The following is a 16,621-nucleotide window of genomic DNA, read 5'->3' on the forward strand; positions in this document are numbered from 1 at the left end:
TTGATCGTCTCGCGCCGCATGCGGGCTCCTGGAAATGCTTCCGCCACCAAGCGTCCTTCGTGTGGCGTGTGTGCCGGCCGGTTGCGTTCGACGCAGTTCGGTTCAGCCTCAAGTTCAGCGATTAAGCGGTGACAGCCCTGGCTGCAAGCCTTTGTCCCTGGTGCTCGCGATCAAAAATTCTTGAACGCGCGCTGCCATAGCTGACCGCCGATTGGGTCGATGTTGAGACAAGATGGTGAATTTTTTCTCAACGCGGGCGCCGGAAAAGTCCCGCTGCGTCAGTCCCGCGGCTCACTGCCGGGCGCATAGACGGTCTTCTGCTTGAAGGCAAAGACGTTGCCGCAGCGGCAGCGCACCATGTGCTTGGCGGGGTCGGGAGAGGTGCGTTCAGTCGAGAAGCCCTTGGGCATCACGTCGATGGTAAAGCCGCGATTGCTGCCCTTGCCTTTGTCGTTTTCCGACGCTTCGGCGAAGCCGGCGGCTCCGCATTTGGCGCATTCCAGCTTTCTCGAATACCGATCCCGCGATGCCATGTTCAATCACACTCGATAGCGCTGCCACATCCGGGCGGCGGCGCTTGGTTGCCCGAAACACCGAACTATAGGAGGCCGCCCGTCGTTTCAAGTTTGCCGGTGACGGGTTTTGGCGGCAACGCCTAACGATAGCCGGTTGCGTCGGCCGGCTTGTTCGCCTCCATCACCTCGCGCATGTAGCGCCAGCAATCGGGCCGCGAGCCGTCGAGATCGGAAAACCCGTAGACCTGCGCCAGCCCGCCGCTCGACAGCGACTGGCCGTTCCAGCGGGACTTGTCCGGATCGGCCGCGAGCGCCGCGATGGCGCGGCCGACGAAACGTGGCGTTTCCGAAATGACGAAGTGCGGCTGGTTCTTTGTGGCGTCCTGCCAGTTGTCTTCACCGACCTCGAAATGTTCGAGCATCATCTCCGACCGCATCCAGCCGGGCGTGATCGAAACCGCGGTTGCGCCGTGCGGCGAAAGGTCCTTGGCGTGGGCCCAGGCCATGCGGTTCGCTGAAACCTTGGCAAGGTCGTAGAACGGCGACAGCCGGTAGTTCTCGGCATTGTATTCGGCGGTGCCGTCGGTCACCTCGACCAAGAGGCCGCCGGGCTTCTCGATCATCAGCGGCAGGGCATAGTGGGCGGTGATCAGGTGCGTATCGACGCCGAGATGCAGGAGCTTCAACCCGTTTTCGAGATTGTGCTCCCAGACCGACTTGTTCCACTCGAACAGCAACTCGCCGCCCCAGACGTCATTGACGAGGATGTCGAGCCGTCCCTGTTCGCTGCGGATGCGCTCGACAAGCGCCTGTACCTGCGCCGGCTGCAGATGGTCGACTTGGGCGGGAATGCCCTTGCCGCCGAGGCTGGTGACGATCTCGGCGGTTTCCTCGATCGTTTCGGGACGCCCGTAATCGGATTGCTGTTGCCGCGTGGTGCGGCCGGTTACGTAAACGGTGGCGCCGGCGGCGCCAAGTTCGGTCGCGATGCCGCGTCCGCCGCCGCGCGTCGCGCCAGCGACGAGGGCGACTTTTGCTTCGAGTGTCATGATTCTTCTCCTTCGCGGCCGCTTGCCGGCTGGCGTTTTCCTGCTCGGGTGATATATAAATGATTGTTCGGTTATAAATGAGAGTCAAGATGCCTCGCCCAAAAACCATGCCTGACGAAGAGCTGCTGGCCGCCGCCTTCGCATTGATGCGGGCCGATGGTCCAGATGGCCTGACCTTCGCGGCGCTGGCTGCACGTACGGGCCTTTCGGGCGCCACGCTGGTGCAGCGCTTCGAGAACAAGGCGAAGCTGATCCAGCGGGCGCTCAGCCAGGCCTGGGACGGGCTGGACGGGCAGACAGCGGAGCTGATTGCGAGCGTGCCGCGGACGCCGGAGGGCGCCATCGCGCTGCTCGTCGGCCTCTCGGGCGATTATGGCGGTATCGACAGCTATGCCGACGACCTCCGGATTCTGCGGGAGGACCTGCGCGATCCGTTGCTCCGTGCCCGCGGCGCAAAGTGGCGCGACGTGCTCTCGGGCGTGCTCGACGAATGCCTCGCCGGCCTTCCCGCTGCGAGCCCGGGGCTCGGTCTGCTGATGGCGTCGCAATGGCAGGGATCCTTGCTCTGGTGGAGCTTCGACCCGCAGGTGCCGGTCACGGCCTTTGTCGAGCAGAGCCTGACGCGCTTCGTCGAAGCTTTTGCGAGACGGCCGGCAGGCTGACAACTGCGGCAGTGGCGTGCTCACCGGTCTGTCAAATCGCCGTGAGATGGCCGTGCGGTGGATGACGGCGGCGCAAGCTGGTCTTAGATGCTGATCCATGATCAGATTTGTCGCAGTCCTCGTTGCCCGCATCGCCACTTTGGCACTCGTCGTCTCAACGCTTGTCGCCTTGCCGGTCGCGGCTCAGACGCCATCGCCGATTTCGGCCTTGCTGGACGAACTGGCCTCACGGTCAGAGCTTGATCCCCTGAAGACCGTGATCGTCGCCCGCGACGGCAAGATCGTCGCTGAGCGTGGTTACGGCCGCAACCGCGTGACGGACTCGACCAACATCAAGTCGGCGTCGAAATCGATCATCTCGGCGCTGGTCGGCATCGCCATCGACAAGCGGCTGCTCGAAGGTCCGGAGCAGAAGATCGCGCCGATCCTGAAGGAGGACCTGCCGGCCTCGCCTGATCCGCGCATCAACGACATCACCATCGGTCATTTGCTTTCGATGCAGGCCGGACTCGGCCGTCTCTCGGGGCCGAACTATGGGCGATGGGTCGCCAGCCGGAACTGGGTGCGCACGGCGCTTGCCCAGCCCTTCGACGACGATCCGGGTGGTGAGATGCTCTATTCCACCGCCTCGACCCATCTGCTTTCGGCGATCCTGACGAAGGTCAGCGGCAAGTCGACCCTGGCGCTCGCGCGCGCGTGGCTGGGGCCGCTCGAGGGCTTCCGCATCGGGGCCTGGGATCGCGATCCGCAAGGCATCTACCTTGGCGGCAACCAGATGGCGATGAGCCCGCGCTCCCTGCTTGCCTTCGGCGAACTCTATCGCAATGGCGGCCGCACGGCGTCAGGCCAGCAACTGGTGTCGGAAGGGTGGGTCGCGGCCTCCTGGCAGCATCGAACCAATTCGCGCTTCTCCGGCGACGAGTACGGTTACGGCTGGTTCGAGCGCCAGATCGCCGGTGAAGAAGTGCATTTCGCCTGGGGTTATGGCGGCCAGATGCTCTACATCGTGCCGAACCTGGATCTGACGGTGGTGATGACATCGGCCGAAAGTGGGCCGTCGGCCCGCAACGGCTACCGCGACGCGCTGCATCTGGTGCTCGGCGAGATCATCACGAACGTAAAGGCCGATCCGGAAACGGACGGGTGACGCGGCTTCGGCGGCGCTGGCTCGACGCCGCTCCGCGCCAAGCCAGCAACGGCTCCACGACGCCGAGCAGGCATTCGATCGCAGCTTCATTCTTCAGCGCCGCCTCAGACGCTTCGAATTCCGCGAGTTCGATGCCGGCGATCTGCTCTTTCGGGATCGCCGCGAAGATGGCGCGCAAGGTCTGCGGATAGAGGCCATCGCCGATCGCATAGGCGGCCGGCACATGCTTCGGCTCGAGCACGTCCCAATCGACATGGATCCAGACCGGCGCATCGCCGATCAACGAAAGGATGACCTCCGGCGTCGCTTCTGTCGGCGAAAGGATGCACACGCCTGCCTGCCGCAGCAAATCCATCTCCGCGGGGTCGATGTCGCGCGCGCCGACGATGACGACCTTTGCCGGGTTCAGCCCGCTGCCGTGGCCGCTCTCCCAGAGCCCGCAGGCGGCAGCCAGCACCATGCCGCCGAGATAGCCGCTTTCGGTGGTCTGCGGCGTGTTGAAATCGCCATGGGCATCGAACCAGAGCAAGACCGCATCGGCGCGTTCCCGCGCGACGACCGGCAGTGTCGCAAGGCTGGCGGAGCAGGTATTGGCGATGAAAAGTGGTTTGTTGCCCCGCGCAAGTGTTGCGGCAATCGCCGCCTGCAAAGCGGCCAGGGTCTCCCCGGCCTCAGGCAGGCTTGCCGACCAGTCGTCTTCCTTTGCCGGTGACGGGCTGCCGATAACGGTCGGCTGCAGCCCGGTGCGCTTGCTCAGCGCTTCGGCCGTCAGGGCCGCCCCGGGGATAGCGCCGGACGTTCTGTCGGCGATGCGTCCCTGGGAGACGACGAGTTTATAAGGCACGGGCATTCTCCTTGCATTTTCGGTGGGCGTTAACGCCGGTATTGGGCGCACCTGCAAAGCCCGCCTGTTTCAGCGTTTTCGAGGGGATCTGTGGGATTGGTTTGAAGGGAAGCCTCGAAGATTCGATATATCTACGTGGATATATCGATATCGCGCCGCGATCGCAATTTCATCGGGGCGAGCGTTGATGCGATTGCCGTGCACAGGGCGACGCGGGTCGCGGCGACCGCCAATGTCGCTCGGCCGTTTGGCGCGGCGCGGGTGCCGCGGAAATTCCAGAGGTGACAGGTGCTTGCCGCAATCTATGTCGCGGCAAGCGATTTCGTTTAAATCGGCAGCTGGTGCACTTAGGCGGCAAAGCCTTCAATGACGATCTTGCCCTTGGCAGCGCCGGTTTCGATGCGGCGATGCGCTTCGCGCAGGTTCGCCGCGTTGATCGGCGACAGCACCTCGGCAAGCGTCGTCTTCAGCCGTCCGGCATCGATCTCGTCGGCGACGAAGCTCAGCAGACGATGCTGTTCGATCATGTCGGCCGTCTGGTGCATCGGGCGGGCGAACATGAACTCCCAATGCAGGCTCGCCGCCTTGGTCTTCATGCCGGCCATCGGCATCGGCACGTCGGTGTTGTCGATCGAAACGATGCCGCCTTGCGGCCGGATCAGCTCGACAGCGTCGTCCCAGTGGCGCATGTCGTTGAAGATGGCGATGTGGTCGACATGGGGAAAGCCGAGCGCGCGGACCTGCGCGACCAGCGGTTCACGGTGGCTGACCACGTGGTCGGCGCCAAGTTCCTTGACCCAGGCGATGGTTTCCGGCCGCGAGGCGGTGGCGATGACGGTGAGGCCGGCGCGCTTTGCCAGCTGGATACCGATCGAGCCGACGCCGCCGGCGCCACCGACGATGAGGATCGACTGGCCGTCGTCGGCGCCGTCCCGGTCGATGCCGAGCCGGTCGAAGAAGGCCTCATAGGCGGTGATCGTCGTCAGCGGCAGGGCGGCCGCTTCCGCAAAGGACAGGCTCTTCGGCTTGCGCCCGACGATGCGCTCATCGACCAGTTGATACTGCTGGTTGGATCCCGATCGAGTCAGGTCGCCGGCGTAGTAGACGGCGTCGCCCGGCTGGAACAGCGTCACATCAGCACCGACGGCCTCGACCACGCCGCTTGCGTCCCAGCCGAGCACGCGCGGCGTTTCCTCGACCTTGTCCTTCGGCGCGCGCATTTTCACGTCGACGGGATTGACCGCGACGGCGCGGACCGCGACCAGGATATCATGCCCTTTGGGCTCCGGCTTCGGGAGCTCGACATCGAGGAAACTCTCCGGGTCGGAAACCGGGAGATAGCGGGTGAGGGCGACAGCTTTCATGAGTTGCTCCTTTGTGGGGTGAAGAGGTGTGATTGCCGCGGTCATGCCACGCGCTCGAGTGCCGGATAGCTAGAGTAGCCTTCGGCGCTGCCGCCGAAAAGCGTGGCCCCGTCGAAGCTTGCGAGCGGCAGCCCGTCTTTCAGTCGGCGCGGCAGGTCCGGATTGGCGATGAACGGGCGGCCGAAGGCGACGATGTCGGCAAGACCGGCGGCAAGGATCGTCTCGGCCTTCTTACGATCATAGCGGCCGGCGACGATGATGCGGCCGGAATAGGTGGCGCGCAGCTCGCGGCGGAAGTCGTCGGGGATGACGGGCGCATCGTCCCAGTCGGCTTCCACCAGATGGATATAGGCAAGGCCGATGCGGTCGATTTCGCCCGCGGCCTTCAGGATCGTCGGGATGATCTCGTCGTCCTTCATGTTGCGCTGGGTGATATAGGGCGACAGCCGGATGCCGACCCGGGAGGCGCCGATCTCGCCGGCGACCGCCTCGGCGACCTCGACCAGGAAGCGGATGCGGTTTTCGGCCGGGCCGCCATAGCGGTCGTCGCGCCGGTTGGACGAGCGGCGCAGGAACTGGTCGATCAGGTAGCCGTTGGCGCCATGGATCTCGACGCCGTCAAAGCCGGCTTCGATGGCGTTGGCCGCCGCCTGGCGGAAATCTTCGACGATGCCGGCGATCTCGCTCAGCTCCAAGGCGCGCGGCAAGGGGCTGTCGACCATCGCGCCGATGCCGGTTTCTGGATCGGCCACCCAGACCTTTGCGTCCGGCGAAATCGCAGACGGTGCGACCGGGCGTCCGCCGTCGTGGAAACTCTCATGGCTCATGCGGCCGACATGCCAGAGTTGCAGCATGATGCGGCCTCCGGCCCGGTGTACGGCGTCGGTGACGAGCCGCCAGCCGGCGATCTGCGCGGGAGAGTGGATGCCGGGTGTAAACGAGTAGCCCTGGCCCTGCGCCGAGATCTGGGTGGCCTCGGTGACGATGAGGCCGGCCGAGGCGCGCTGGGCATAGTACTCGGCCATCAGGGCGTTGGGCACATTGCCCGGCTGGCTGCTTCGCGCCCGCGTCATCGGCGCAAGCGCGATGCGGTTGGGTAGGGTCAAGGACCCGAGCGGGATCGGAGAAAAGAGCGATGGCATGGTGAGATCCTTTGGGAGGGGCAGTCGCATAGCGGCAGGGCCAAGCGCGGGGAAGCACGTCAGTTGATCAGTGCGCCGCCTTCGATGTCGATGACCGAGCCGGTGACGAAGGGATTGTCGATGGCGAAGAGATAGCCGCTGGCGATATCTTCCGGTTGCCCGGCGCGGCCGGCAGGCAGTGTTGCAGCGGCGCGATCGAACATCGCGTCGCGCGCCTCGCCGGCCATGCCGGCATAGGCTTCCGTTCGCGTCAGGCCGGGGCTGACGACATTCACCCGCAGCGGTGCCAATTCCTTGGCCAGCACCTTGGCGGTTGCTTCGAGTGCCGCGTTCATCGCCGTCTTGACGAAGGTGCCCGGCACCGATCGGCGGGCGAGAAAGCCCGAGGTGAAGGTGATCGTACCGCCGGGCCGAATGCTCTTGGCCGCCTCGCGGGCAAGCAGGATCGAGCCCCAGTACTTGACGTCGAAGGCGGCCTTGGCTGCTTCGAGGTCGATATCGACGACGGTGCCGCCCGGCGCCGAGGAGCCAGCCGTGACGATCAGGTGATCGAACGGACCGAGCTGTTGGAAATAGGCGGCCACTGCCGCGGCATCGGCAAGATCGAGACCGGTGGCGCGGCTGGCGATCTCTACCCGACCCCGGCGCTCGGCAAGCGCCTTGGCGACGGCGGCGCCGATACCGCTGGTGCCGCCGATGACGACGGAGACGGTGGTGTCAGTGAAAGTCATGGTCATTCTCCGGAGGAAGAGTGGGAAGGGGTTCGGAAAAGACGGCTTCGAGCAGCGGTCCGCCGGGCGCGCGCAGGAACAGCCGCCGCTCGCCGATGTCGGCAAGGTCCATGGTCGAATAGGGAATGGCGAGCCGGTCGAGCTTGGCGCGGAAGGCGGCGTAGCCTTCGAACCGGAAGCCGACATGATCGATCGCTTCGGCCGCACGCTCGAAGCCCACGCCACGGCTGCCGATGAGGTGGACGATCGGCTTGCCTCCGGCATAGAGCCAGCAGCCGGGGATTCGGCGGATAGCTGCCGGACGCTCGCCGACGGTCAGGTCGAAGACCGTCTCGAAGAACGCGCGTGTGGCGTCGATATCGGTGGTGCGGATGGTGACGTGGTCGATGTGCATGGCGCGTCTCCTTTCGCCAGCAAATTTAGCGCTTGCGGCGCATCCGGATAATTGGCTTATTTCCAAAATTATATTTCGGGGAAAGCGAAAGATGCTGCTGGACAATCTGGCTCTGTTCCTTCTGATCGTCGAAAAGGGCGGGCTTTCCGCCGCCGGCCGCGAGAAGGGGTTGTCGCCAGCCTCCGTCTCCGAGCGGCTGGCAGCACTCGAGGCCCACTATGGCGCCGCACTTCTGAAACGCACGACGCGGGCGATCAGCCTGACGGAGGAGGGCCGCCTGCTGGTGGACGGCGCCCGCCGGCTGCTGGCGGAGGCCGACGAACTGGAGAGCGGCATCCGGTCGGGCACGCGCACGATCTCGGGGCCGGTCCGGCTGAGCGCGCCTGAGGATATGGGGCGGCGCTACATCGTACCGATCCTCGATCGCTTTCTCGCGGAGCACCCCGATGTGACGGTCGATCTCAATCTCACCGACGGTTACCTCGACCTGGTCGGCCAGGGCATGGATTTCGCGATCCGGCACGGCGTGCTGGCCGACAGCACGCTGAGGTCTCGGTCGCTCGGGGAGAACCGGCGCGTCGTCTGTGCGGCGCCGTCCTATCTCGAAGCTATGGGTCGGCCGGAGCATCCCGGCGATCTCTCCCGCCACGACTGCATCGTCATGCGCTTCGGCGCCAATCTCGACCGCGAATGGGCCTTTCAGGTGGATGGCAAGCCGCACAAGGTCATGGTGCGCGGGCGTCGCGTCGCCAATGACGGCGGACTGGTGGGGGCGTGGTGCAGGGCGGGGCGCGGCATCGCCCTGAAGTCGGTGTGGGACATCGCCGAGGACCTGGCCTCCGGCGCGCTGGTCGAGCTTCTCAAGGATTTTGCGGTCGGCGAAACCGGGTTGCAGATCGTCTATCCGCCGGCGAACGTCCAGCCACGCCGGGTGCGGCTGTTGATCGAGCGGATCGCTTCGGAACTCGGTTCGATCGAGACTGTCCTGACGCGCATTGGAGACGCATAGGGCCGGCGACACGTCCGCCCGTGGCCGCTGCCGACGTGGCCGTCGTGCAACAGTACCGCCCCCCGTTTTCCAATGCGGCATGCCAGCGCATTGCGGTCGCGCGCGGCTTCACTTATAAAACATGAGTAACACATTCAACATAAGCGGTGGCGCACGGCGCCACCGCTGGTTCCGGCGGCGGCCGCGCGGCTCCCGCGATGGAGAGGCAGATTGATGACCGATGCGATGGTGCAGGGGCTCCACGAACGGGAAGAGGGCAGGATACGCCGTTTCTTCAGCCGCCGCCTCAGAAGTCGCGAGGATGCCGTCGACGCCACGCAGGAAACGTTCATGCGCATGCTGGAGGCATCGCGCTCGACGCTGATCGAGAACCCGCAAGCCTATCTGTTCCAGGTCGCGCGCTCCGTCGCGCGGGTCGCTGCCGAGCGCACCGCGCGCGAGCAGGCGCTGTTCGTTGCCGACGAGGACGGCATGGAGCATGCCGAAGACAGGCCGATCCAGGATCGCATCGTCAACGCCCGCCAGTGCCTTTTGATCATGGCGCGCACCATCGAGGGGCTTCCGAACCGTTGCCAGCAGGTCTTCATCCTCAGCCGCCTGCACGGCCTCAGCAACGGCGCGATTGCCGATCAGCTCGGCATATCGAGAAACATGGTCGAAAAGCACATCATCCGGGCGCTGCTCGAATGCCGGAAAATGCGCGCCGAGATTATTTTCTGAGCCGACATCAGGCAAAACCATCCATACAACTCTAAGATGATGGGAGCGATTCTTTGGGACCGCCCGAAGGCATTTTCAGTTCGACCGGAAGACAGGAATGAGTGGCGATCGCCAGACAATCGATGACAGCGTTCTGCAAGCGGCTGCCGGCTGGGTTGCGCGAATGCAGTCCGAGGATGCGACCATTATCGACCGCCAGGCATTCGAGCGCTGGCTCGACGAGCATCCGGATCATCGGGCGGCCTACGAAGAACTGCGGGCATTGTGGAGCGATCTCGGCGAGGTACCGATCCCCGAAGGGCGGCTCGGGCAGTTGCGCGCACAGCGCCGCCGCCGCGTCGGTGGCTTTGTCGGGCTCTGTCTTGCCGCAGGCGTCGCGATCCTGTCGCTGGCGACGCCCTATGGCGACCGTTGGCGCGCCGACTACTACACCGGTGTCGGCGAGGTCAGGCGCATCGCGCTGGAGGACGGGACGCAGGTGGACCTCAACACCGACACGGCGCTCGTCGTGCGATATGATCAGGGGCAAAGAAAGGTGCGGCTGCTGCGCGGCGAGGCGTTCTTTGCCGTCGCAAAAAATCCGCAGAGGCCCTTCGTGGTCGAAGACGGCTCGATCAGCGCGACGGCGCTCGGAACCCGCTACTCGGTTGGCGCGACGGGGGCGGACCGAGCGGCCGACGTTAAGGTGGAGGAGGGCCGTGTCGAAGTCGAGGCGGCCGGGCAGAAAGCCATCCTGGGCGCCGGCGAAGCGGCAACGATCGACCGGCAGGGTCGCCTGTTCCTGACGAAGACGGATGTTGCCGCCGGGACGGCCTGGCGCGACGGAAAGCTTGTCTTCTCCCGTCGGCCGCTCCGTGAGGTCCTTTCGACGCTCGAGCGCTACCGCCGCGGCCGGATCCTGCTCATCGACGAAAAGGCCGGCGCGCTCGAAGTGTCGGGCATCTTCGATCTGCACGATACCGACGACGCACTGAGCGTTCTCGAAGCCAGTCTGCCGCTCCGTGTCTTGCGGCTCTCGGGCTTCATGGTCCTCGTCCAGTCGCGTTAGGTTGACGCCGACGGCAAGGCGGTTTCACGCCTTACAAGAATCATTTCTGACAAAAATCGTCCGGTGACGTCAGGAGAACGCGCTCCCCACACTCTTAGTCAGCAGTGGCGGCGCTGCACCTGGTTCGAGGTGGCCCGCCCGGAGTTGGAGTAGGGGATCTCGGATGAGAATTTTGCAGGGTCGTGGATCGCGACGCCGGTCTTTTGCATGCTTGGCGCTCGCCAGTGTTTCTTTCATCGCCTGCGCGAGCGCAGTGCAGGCGCAGGCGACGGCGGCACCGTCCGCGATCACGGCGTCCAAAGCGATCTCCGTTCCCGCGGGCTCCCTTGAAACGGGCATTCTCAAGCTCGGCCGGCAGGCCGACCTGCGCCTGCTCTATCCGAGCGCGCTCACCAGCGGCAAGGTGACCAAGGGCGTTGAAGGCAGGCTCGCGACCGAGGCGGCGGTTGCGCAGCTGCTCGACGGGACCGGGCTTCGCTTCCGCATCGTCAGCGCAACGACCGTGCAGATCTTCGATCCGGCGGACGCGACGATCACCACCGGCGCCGTCGTCAGGGATGGCGCAACGCAACTGGAAAAGATCACCGCGACCGGCGAGCGGACCGGCGCCGAAGGCATCGTCGAGACCGACGGCTACGTGGCGAAATCCGCTAGGATCGCCACCAAGACCGATACGCCGGTCATGCAGACGCCGCAGTCGATGTCGGTGATCAGCCAGAAACAGTTGCAGGACCTGAAGCCCCAGAACCTGATGGAGGCGCTGAATTATACGCCCGGCGCCCGCGTCGGCCAGTACGGCGCCGAGCCGCGCTTCGACGCCTTCAAGGTACGCGGCATCGACCTGACGCTGACCGGAATCTTCCGAGACGGCATGCGCCAGATCGCAAGCCCCAACGGCCTGTTCCGGCTGGAGCCCTATGGCGTCGAGGCAATCGCCACGTTGCGCGGCCCGGCCGCCTCCATCTACGGCGCCAGCTCGTCTGGCGGTATCGTCGATATCGTCTCGAAACGCCCGACCAGCGACCCGCTGCGCGAGGTTGAGGTGCAATACGGTTCCTTCGGTCGCGTGCAGGGCGCCTTTGACGTTTCCGGACCGCTCGACGACGAAGGCACCATGCTCTACCGCATGACCGGTCTTGCGCGCGACGGCCGCACCGAGATCGAGGCGGTGAAGGACGACCGCCTGTTCATCGCGCCCGCTTTCACCTGGCAGCCGGACGAGGGCACCAAGTTCACGCTGCTTGGCGAGTACATGGATTCGACCACCGGCGGCACCTGGGGCTACCTCAACCGCTACGGGCCGGACGGCAAGTCGATCGGCGCGATCCCGACCTATGGCGGCGACGCCCGCTTCAACGATTTCACCCAGAAGCAGGGGCGCATCGGCTACGAGCTGGAGCATGAGCTCACAGACAGCGTCACGCTCTTCCACAAGCTGCGCTACTCCGACATTTCGACGCGGCAGGAATGGGTGTTCGCCAAGTATCCGGGCCTGACCGTCGAGGACAACAGCGGCCTTGCCAGCGACACCTATCTGAAGTTCGACTTCGACACGGGTGCCGCTGCGCACCAGCTGATCGCCGGCATCGACTACAGCTACATGAAGTACACCTCGCAGCAGGGCAGCGGGCCGGATCTCTTCACCGACGACTTCACCTATGTGCCGAAGCTGACTTCGACCCAGAAGCAGTCGCAAAGCGGCATCGGCATCTACATCCAGGACCAGATCGAGTATGAGGCCTGGCGCCTGACGGCGGGCCTGCGCCACGACTGGGTGGACAACAAATATTCCGTCGACGGAAGGCGCTTCAACCGCGACGACAGCGAGACGACAGCGCGCGCCGCCCTTGGCTACGTGCTGCCGAATGGCATGATGCCCTATGTCAGCTACGGGACGGCCTTCGTTTCCAACCCGGGCGTGATCCTCAATCTAGGCGGCACCGATACGCCGGCGATGCCGACGCTCGGCAAGCAATGGGAGGCGGGCGTCAAGTACGAGATCCCCGGCCAGAACGCGACGATTACGGCCGCGGTCTTCAACATCGACCAGGAAAACGCCACCGTCTACGAGACGTCATCGGGTCTCAACCTCCTGCGCCAGCTCGATCTGAAGTCACGCGGATTCGAGCTCGAGGGCACGGCCTCGCTCGACAACGGCTGGAACTTCATCGCGTCCTATTCCTACAACGACGTCGAAATCACCAAGCTGACGTCGGAAACGCTCGGCAACCAGCTGAACTCCTCGCCCTACCACATGTTCTCGCTGTGGGCGGACTACGAGGTGCAGTCCGGACCGCTCGAAGGGCTCGGCGTCGGCGCAGGCGTGCGCTATGTCGGCTCGAGCTTCGGCGACAACGTCCACACGCCGGTCCTCAACAACCAGGCGCGCACATTTGTCGATGCTTCGGTGCGCTACGATCTTGGCGCTGCCAATCCGAACTTCGAGGGCGTGCGGCTTCAGCTCAATGCGACCAACCTCTTCGACGAAGTCGAGCAGCTTTGCACAACGGGCTTCTGCTACTTCGACGAAGGCCGCAAGGTCGTCGCCAGCCTGCGCTACCGCTTCTGATGGCGTCGGAAAAGGCAGTCCAGCCAAGGCCGTCGCCGGCCGCGATCTTCTTCGCGGTCGGTGGGCTCTATGTCGCGCAGAGCGTGATCGGCGGGCTGACGATGCTCGGCCTGCCGGCGGTCTTGCGGACGCAAGGCCTCCCGCTCGACCAGATCGGCCTCGTCTATCTGACGGTGCTGCCCTGGGCGCTGAAGTTCCTCTGGTCGCCGCAGGTGGAGCGTTTCCGCCTGCCGGTGGTCGGTCGCAACCGCTCGGCGGTCATCATTGTCGTCGGCGGCACGCTGTCGGCGCTGATGCTGGCGGTTCTCGGGTTCATCGGCCCGGAGCGGCTCTTCCCCGTTCTCGCCTGCCTCGTGTTCATCGCGCTCTTCACCTCGACCGTCGACATCGCCTGCGACGGTTTTGCGGTCGAGACGCTCGCCGAAGAGCATCACGGTTGGGGCAATGCCGCCCAAGTCGGCGGCTCCTATGTCGGCTCGGCGATCGGTGCCGGCCTGTTCCTCGTGCTCGTCGATCGGCTCGGCTGGGCCCCGGCGGTGTGGATCATGGCCGCCGTCGTGCTGGGGCTCGGTCTGCCTTTCCTGCTCGGGCCCGGTTCGCGCCCGACGAACGAGGCGCGCAGCCACACTCCGTCGCTCAAGGCCGCGCTCGCCCGGCCGGAGGTGCGCAAAGGCCTTCTGCTCGCAGCGATCTATGTGTCCGCGCAGAAATGGGGCCTTGCCATGCTCGGCCCTTTCCTGATCGACTACGGGTTCGATCTCGCCTCTGTCGGTATGCTCAATGGTGTCGGCAGCATGCTCGTCGGCTTCGGTGGGGCCTTGTTCGGCGGTCTGCTCGTGCGCCTGTGCGGTACCGGTGCCGTGCTGATCGGCGCGCTGCTCCTGCAGGTGACGATGCTGGTCGCGTTCGCCTATGTCGGCGCCTCCGGTGATGTCTCGCGACCGCTGGTGATGACGCTTGCGGTCGCCAGTTCCTCCGGCGTCATGGCGATCGGCTTCGTCGCGCTCTATGCACAGTTCATGGGCTGGGCCGATCCGCGCCAGGCGGGCGTAGATTTCACTCTGTTCCAATGCATGGACAGCCTTGTCAGCATGGCCGGGGGCTTGGGCGCCGGCTGGATCGCCGAACGGTTCGGCTATTCCGCCTTCTTTATTTGCGCGGCAGGGGTTTCAACGGTTGCGGTGCCGTTGCTGGCGTTCCTCGTGCGGCCGCCGATGCGGGCCGACGCGCAGCGCGCCTTGCGCTGACGCCGGCGCTACCTGTTGTACACGGGCAAGGGACCGGTTAAGGCGCGGATGCACGTGCTGGCCGGTTGCGGAACTGTCGGCGATAGCTGGCTGGCGAGATGGAGAGGGCGCGGGTGAAATGCTGGCGGAAGGAGACGGTGGAGCCAAAACCCGCCATCTCCGCTACGTGATCGACCGAACAGGAGCCGGTCTCCAGCAGGCGCTGCGCCACCGCCAACCGCTGCGCCAGAACCCATTGCGTGAACGTCGTTCCCGTCTTCTTGCGGAAGTGCCGGGTGAAGCTGCGGAGACTCGTGCCGGCGTGATCGGCCAGCCGTTCGAGCGACAGTTGCTCGTCGAGATGTTCGATCGCCCAGGTAGTCGTCGCTGAGAGCGGGTCGCCGCTGCCGGGGGCAGGGAGCGGCGCTTCGATATATTGCGCCTGGTCGCCGTGACGATGAGGTGCGACGACCAGCCGGCGGGCGATGCGGTTGGCGATCTCGGCGCCGTGGTCGTTGCGCACGATGTGCAGGCAGCAGTCGATCGCCGCGGCCGTTCCGGCGGACGTCAGGATATCGCCCTCGTCGAGATAGAGCGCGTTCCGGTTCAGCGCGACCTGCGGGTAGGCACGCTCGAATTCGTCCGCCCAGGCCCAGTGCGTCGAGGCCGCCCGGCCGTCGAGCAGGCCGGCTTCGGCGAGCACGAAGGTGCCGAGGCAGAGGCCGTCGATCTCGGCACCCAGTTGAGGCAGGCTGGCGTCGATACGCTCGTCATGTCAGGGCTGATGACCCATGCCTGCGTTGCCGGTGCAGCGCGTGATGCCGTGCCGCTCGGCTTCAACGTCATCGTCGCTTCGGATGCCTGCGCCACACGCGATCTCGATACGGGGGAAGGTGACGTCGTTCCGCATGCGCTGCTGCATCGCGCATCGTTGGCGACGATCGATGACACCTTCGGCGATATCCTGACGACCGATCAGGTGCTGGCGCTGGCGCGCCGGTCCTGATTGATCAGCGCAACCGGGCCTGTCTGGAGCGCGCTCTTCTGAGAGGTCGCATTCGGACAGAACGGGTCGCCCGACCTTGCTAGGCGGAACCGCGCAGCATGATCTCGGCGCTCAAGAGAATGCGCTCGTCCTCGGGGAAGGCGCCGCCGTCGTCGGTGGTTTCCCCGAGCTTGAACAAAAGCAGTTCGATCGCCAGACGACCGATCTCGTTGTAGTTCTGCGCCACCGTCGTCAGCGGCGGGCAGGTGTAGCGCGACAGCGGATGGTCGTCGTGGCCGGCAACACGCAAATCCGCATCGGCGTCGCGCCCGACCTTGAGGCCCGACTGGAAGGCGGCGGCAATCACGCCGAAGGCGACGCGGTCGTTGGCGCAAAGCACCGTCCTGGTTGGAAAGCCGCCGGAGCCGAGGATGCGCAGCGTCTCGTCGAAGCCGAATTTTTCGAAATCCCAGGCGGCATTCGGCGTGGTTTCGACCAGTGCCGGCTCCATCTTCAGCTGCTGCATCGCTTCCAGATAGGCGTCGCGCCGGGCCATCGCGTTGTTGTTGACCGGCGGCATGCCGAAGTAGCAGGGCGGGCTGCCGGAGCGGCAAAGATAGTCGACCATCAGACGGAAGCTCTGGCGGTTGTCGGTGCCGACGAAGGACGAGCTGTCGTCGAGTGGCGAGTCCACATAGATCAGCGGAATGCTGGCGCCGAGCGCCGTCAGCGTCCGGTGATGCGACTGCACGCCGAGCGGCGCGATGATGGCGCCGGCGACGTTCATCGACTTGAAGGTCTCGATCGCCCGCTCTTCCATTTCCGGCCGCCCGTCGGAGGAGAGCACGAAGGCAAGGAACCCTGCCTGGTTGGCGATGTGTTCGATCCGGCGCGTCAGCGCCATGTAGAAAGGGTCGGTCGAGTTCGGGACGATGACGCCGAGGATGTTGGTGCGGCGGCGGTTCAGGTTGACGGCGAAGATGTTCGGGCGAAAACCCGACTGCTTGATCGCAGCCTCTATGGCATCGCGGGTCTTCTTGCGGACCGAGCCTGGATCATTGAAGTATTTCGAGACCGTCGGGCGCGACAGGCCGACGAACTCCGAAAAATCCTCCATGGTCTTGATCTGTCTGTCCACGGTCGCTGTGCCCCATATTGTTTTGATTTCGTTTATAGGTTCATTTCGAGGGGATAGGCAGTACCGGCTCGCAAATAT

17 protein-coding genes are annotated in these 16,621 nt (G+C 64.9%); 8 read left to right on the forward strand and 9 right to left on the reverse strand.

Annotated features, from left to right (window positions below; translation table 11 throughout):
* Window positions 1-278: 278 nt before the first annotated feature.
* Both ASD63_RS31155 and ASD63_RS31160 read right to left on the reverse strand, forming a co-directional pair.
* Complete coding sequence (locus tag ASD63_RS31155; protein WP_034805462.1) at window positions 279-533, reverse strand: hypothetical protein; 255 nt, start codon at window positions 531-533, stop codon at window positions 279-281.
* A 122-nt stretch (window positions 534-655) separates the two neighbouring features.
* Window positions 656-1,564, reverse strand: coding sequence for an SDR family oxidoreductase (locus ASD63_RS31160; RefSeq protein ID WP_060530388.1), 909 nt, complete (start codon window positions 1,562-1,564; stop codon window positions 656-658).
* Window positions 1,565-1,653: 89 nt separating this feature from the next.
* Here ASD63_RS31160 and ASD63_RS31165 point away from each other — a divergent pair, with 89 nt between their 5' ends.
* The gene (locus ASD63_RS31165) at window positions 1,654-2,226 is read left to right on the forward strand and encodes a TetR family transcriptional regulator (RefSeq protein WP_060530389.1); all 573 of its coding nucleotides are present in this window, start codon (window positions 1,654-1,656) and stop codon (window positions 2,224-2,226) included.
* 97 nt (window positions 2,227-2,323) lie between these two features.
* Complete coding sequence (locus ASD63_RS31170) at window positions 2,324-3,373, forward strand: serine hydrolase (protein ID WP_060530390.1); 1,050 nt, start codon at window positions 2,324-2,326, stop codon at window positions 3,371-3,373.
* On the opposite strand, the gene ASD63_RS31175 is transcribed toward ASD63_RS31170, so the two are convergent.
* The 5 genes from ASD63_RS31175 to ASD63_RS31195 form a co-directional block, all read right to left on the reverse strand.
* Window positions 3,336-4,217: an arginase family protein gene (locus ASD63_RS31175; RefSeq protein WP_200953560.1), complete on the reverse strand. Its 882-nt coding sequence runs from the start codon at window positions 4,215-4,217 to the stop codon at window positions 3,336-3,338. The two genes, ASD63_RS31170 and ASD63_RS31175, sit on opposite strands and share 38 nt — an antisense overlap.
* A 347-nt stretch (window positions 4,218-4,564) precedes the next feature.
* Complete coding sequence (locus ASD63_RS31180; protein ID WP_060530392.1) at window positions 4,565-5,581, reverse strand: zinc-binding alcohol dehydrogenase family protein; 1,017 nt, start codon at window positions 5,579-5,581, stop codon at window positions 4,565-4,567.
* A gap of 41 nt (window positions 5,582-5,622) precedes the next feature.
* Entirely contained in the window at window positions 5,623-6,723 is a 1,101-nt protein-coding gene (locus ASD63_RS31185) for an alkene reductase (protein ID WP_060530393.1), read from the reverse strand.
* Window positions 6,724-6,782: 59 nt separating this feature from the next.
* On the reverse strand, window positions 6,783-7,454 hold the full coding sequence (locus ASD63_RS31190; protein WP_060530394.1) for an SDR family oxidoreductase: 672 nt from the start codon (window positions 7,452-7,454) through the stop codon (window positions 6,783-6,785).
* Complete coding sequence (locus ASD63_RS31195) at window positions 7,441-7,848, reverse strand: glyoxalase (protein WP_060530395.1); 408 nt, start codon at window positions 7,846-7,848, stop codon at window positions 7,441-7,443. Before ASD63_RS31195 ends, ASD63_RS31190 begins: the two co-directional genes overlap by 14 nt.
* 91 nt (window positions 7,849-7,939) lie before the next feature.
* Here ASD63_RS31195 and ASD63_RS31200 point away from each other — a divergent pair, with 91 nt between their 5' ends.
* From ASD63_RS31200 to ASD63_RS31220, 5 genes are all read left to right on the forward strand, one after another.
* Window positions 7,940-8,857 carry a LysR family transcriptional regulator gene (locus ASD63_RS31200; RefSeq protein ID WP_060530396.1) on the forward strand — a complete coding sequence of 306 codons (918 nt, stop codon included), beginning with the start codon at window positions 7,940-7,942 and terminating at the stop codon, window positions 8,855-8,857.
* Window positions 8,858-9,070: 213 nt separating this feature from the next.
* Window positions 9,071-9,577, forward strand: coding sequence for a sigma-70 family RNA polymerase sigma factor (locus ASD63_RS31205; RefSeq protein WP_060530397.1), 507 nt, complete (start codon window positions 9,071-9,073; stop codon window positions 9,575-9,577).
* A 97-nt stretch (window positions 9,578-9,674) separates the two neighbouring features.
* Window positions 9,675-10,625, forward strand: coding sequence for a FecR family protein (locus tag ASD63_RS31210; protein WP_060530398.1), 951 nt, complete (start codon window positions 9,675-9,677; stop codon window positions 10,623-10,625).
* 337 nt (window positions 10,626-10,962) lie between these two features.
* The gene (locus ASD63_RS31215) at window positions 10,963-13,194 is read left to right on the forward strand and encodes a TonB-dependent siderophore receptor (RefSeq protein ID WP_348272620.1); all 2,232 of its coding nucleotides are present in this window, start codon (window positions 10,963-10,965) and stop codon (window positions 13,192-13,194) included.
* Window positions 13,194-14,441, forward strand: a complete 1,248-nt coding sequence (locus tag ASD63_RS31220; protein WP_034805508.1) for an MFS transporter — start codon at window positions 13,194-13,196, stop codon at window positions 14,439-14,441. The genes ASD63_RS31215 and ASD63_RS31220 overlap by 1 nt, the downstream gene beginning before the upstream one ends.
* Before the next feature lie 37 nt (window positions 14,442-14,478).
* Here the strand turns inward: ASD63_RS31220 and ASD63_RS31225 are convergent, their stop codons facing one another.
* Complete coding sequence (locus ASD63_RS31225) at window positions 14,479-15,123, reverse strand: helix-turn-helix domain-containing protein (RefSeq protein ID WP_082573038.1); 645 nt, start codon at window positions 15,121-15,123, stop codon at window positions 14,479-14,481.
* Between ASD63_RS31225 and ASD63_RS35820 the strand changes: the two genes are divergently transcribed.
* Window positions 15,076-15,426, forward strand: a complete 351-nt coding sequence (locus ASD63_RS35820) for an isochorismatase family protein (RefSeq protein ID WP_244495305.1) — start codon at window positions 15,076-15,078, stop codon at window positions 15,424-15,426. The two genes, ASD63_RS31225 and ASD63_RS35820, sit on opposite strands and share 48 nt — an antisense overlap.
* Before the next feature lie 79 nt (window positions 15,427-15,505).
* Here the strand turns inward: ASD63_RS35820 and ASD63_RS31235 are convergent, their stop codons facing one another.
* Window positions 15,506-16,522 (reverse strand): LacI family DNA-binding transcriptional regulator, encoded by a 1,017-nt coding sequence (locus ASD63_RS31235; protein ID WP_034805926.1) that lies wholly within the window; start codon window positions 16,520-16,522, stop codon window positions 15,506-15,508.
* Window positions 16,523-16,621: the final 99 nt, after the last annotated feature.

Origin of the sequence: Ensifer sp. Root558, from assembly GCF_001427045.1 — a bacterium.
GTDB lineage: Bacteria > Pseudomonadota > Alphaproteobacteria > Rhizobiales > Rhizobiaceae > Ensifer > Ensifer adhaerens.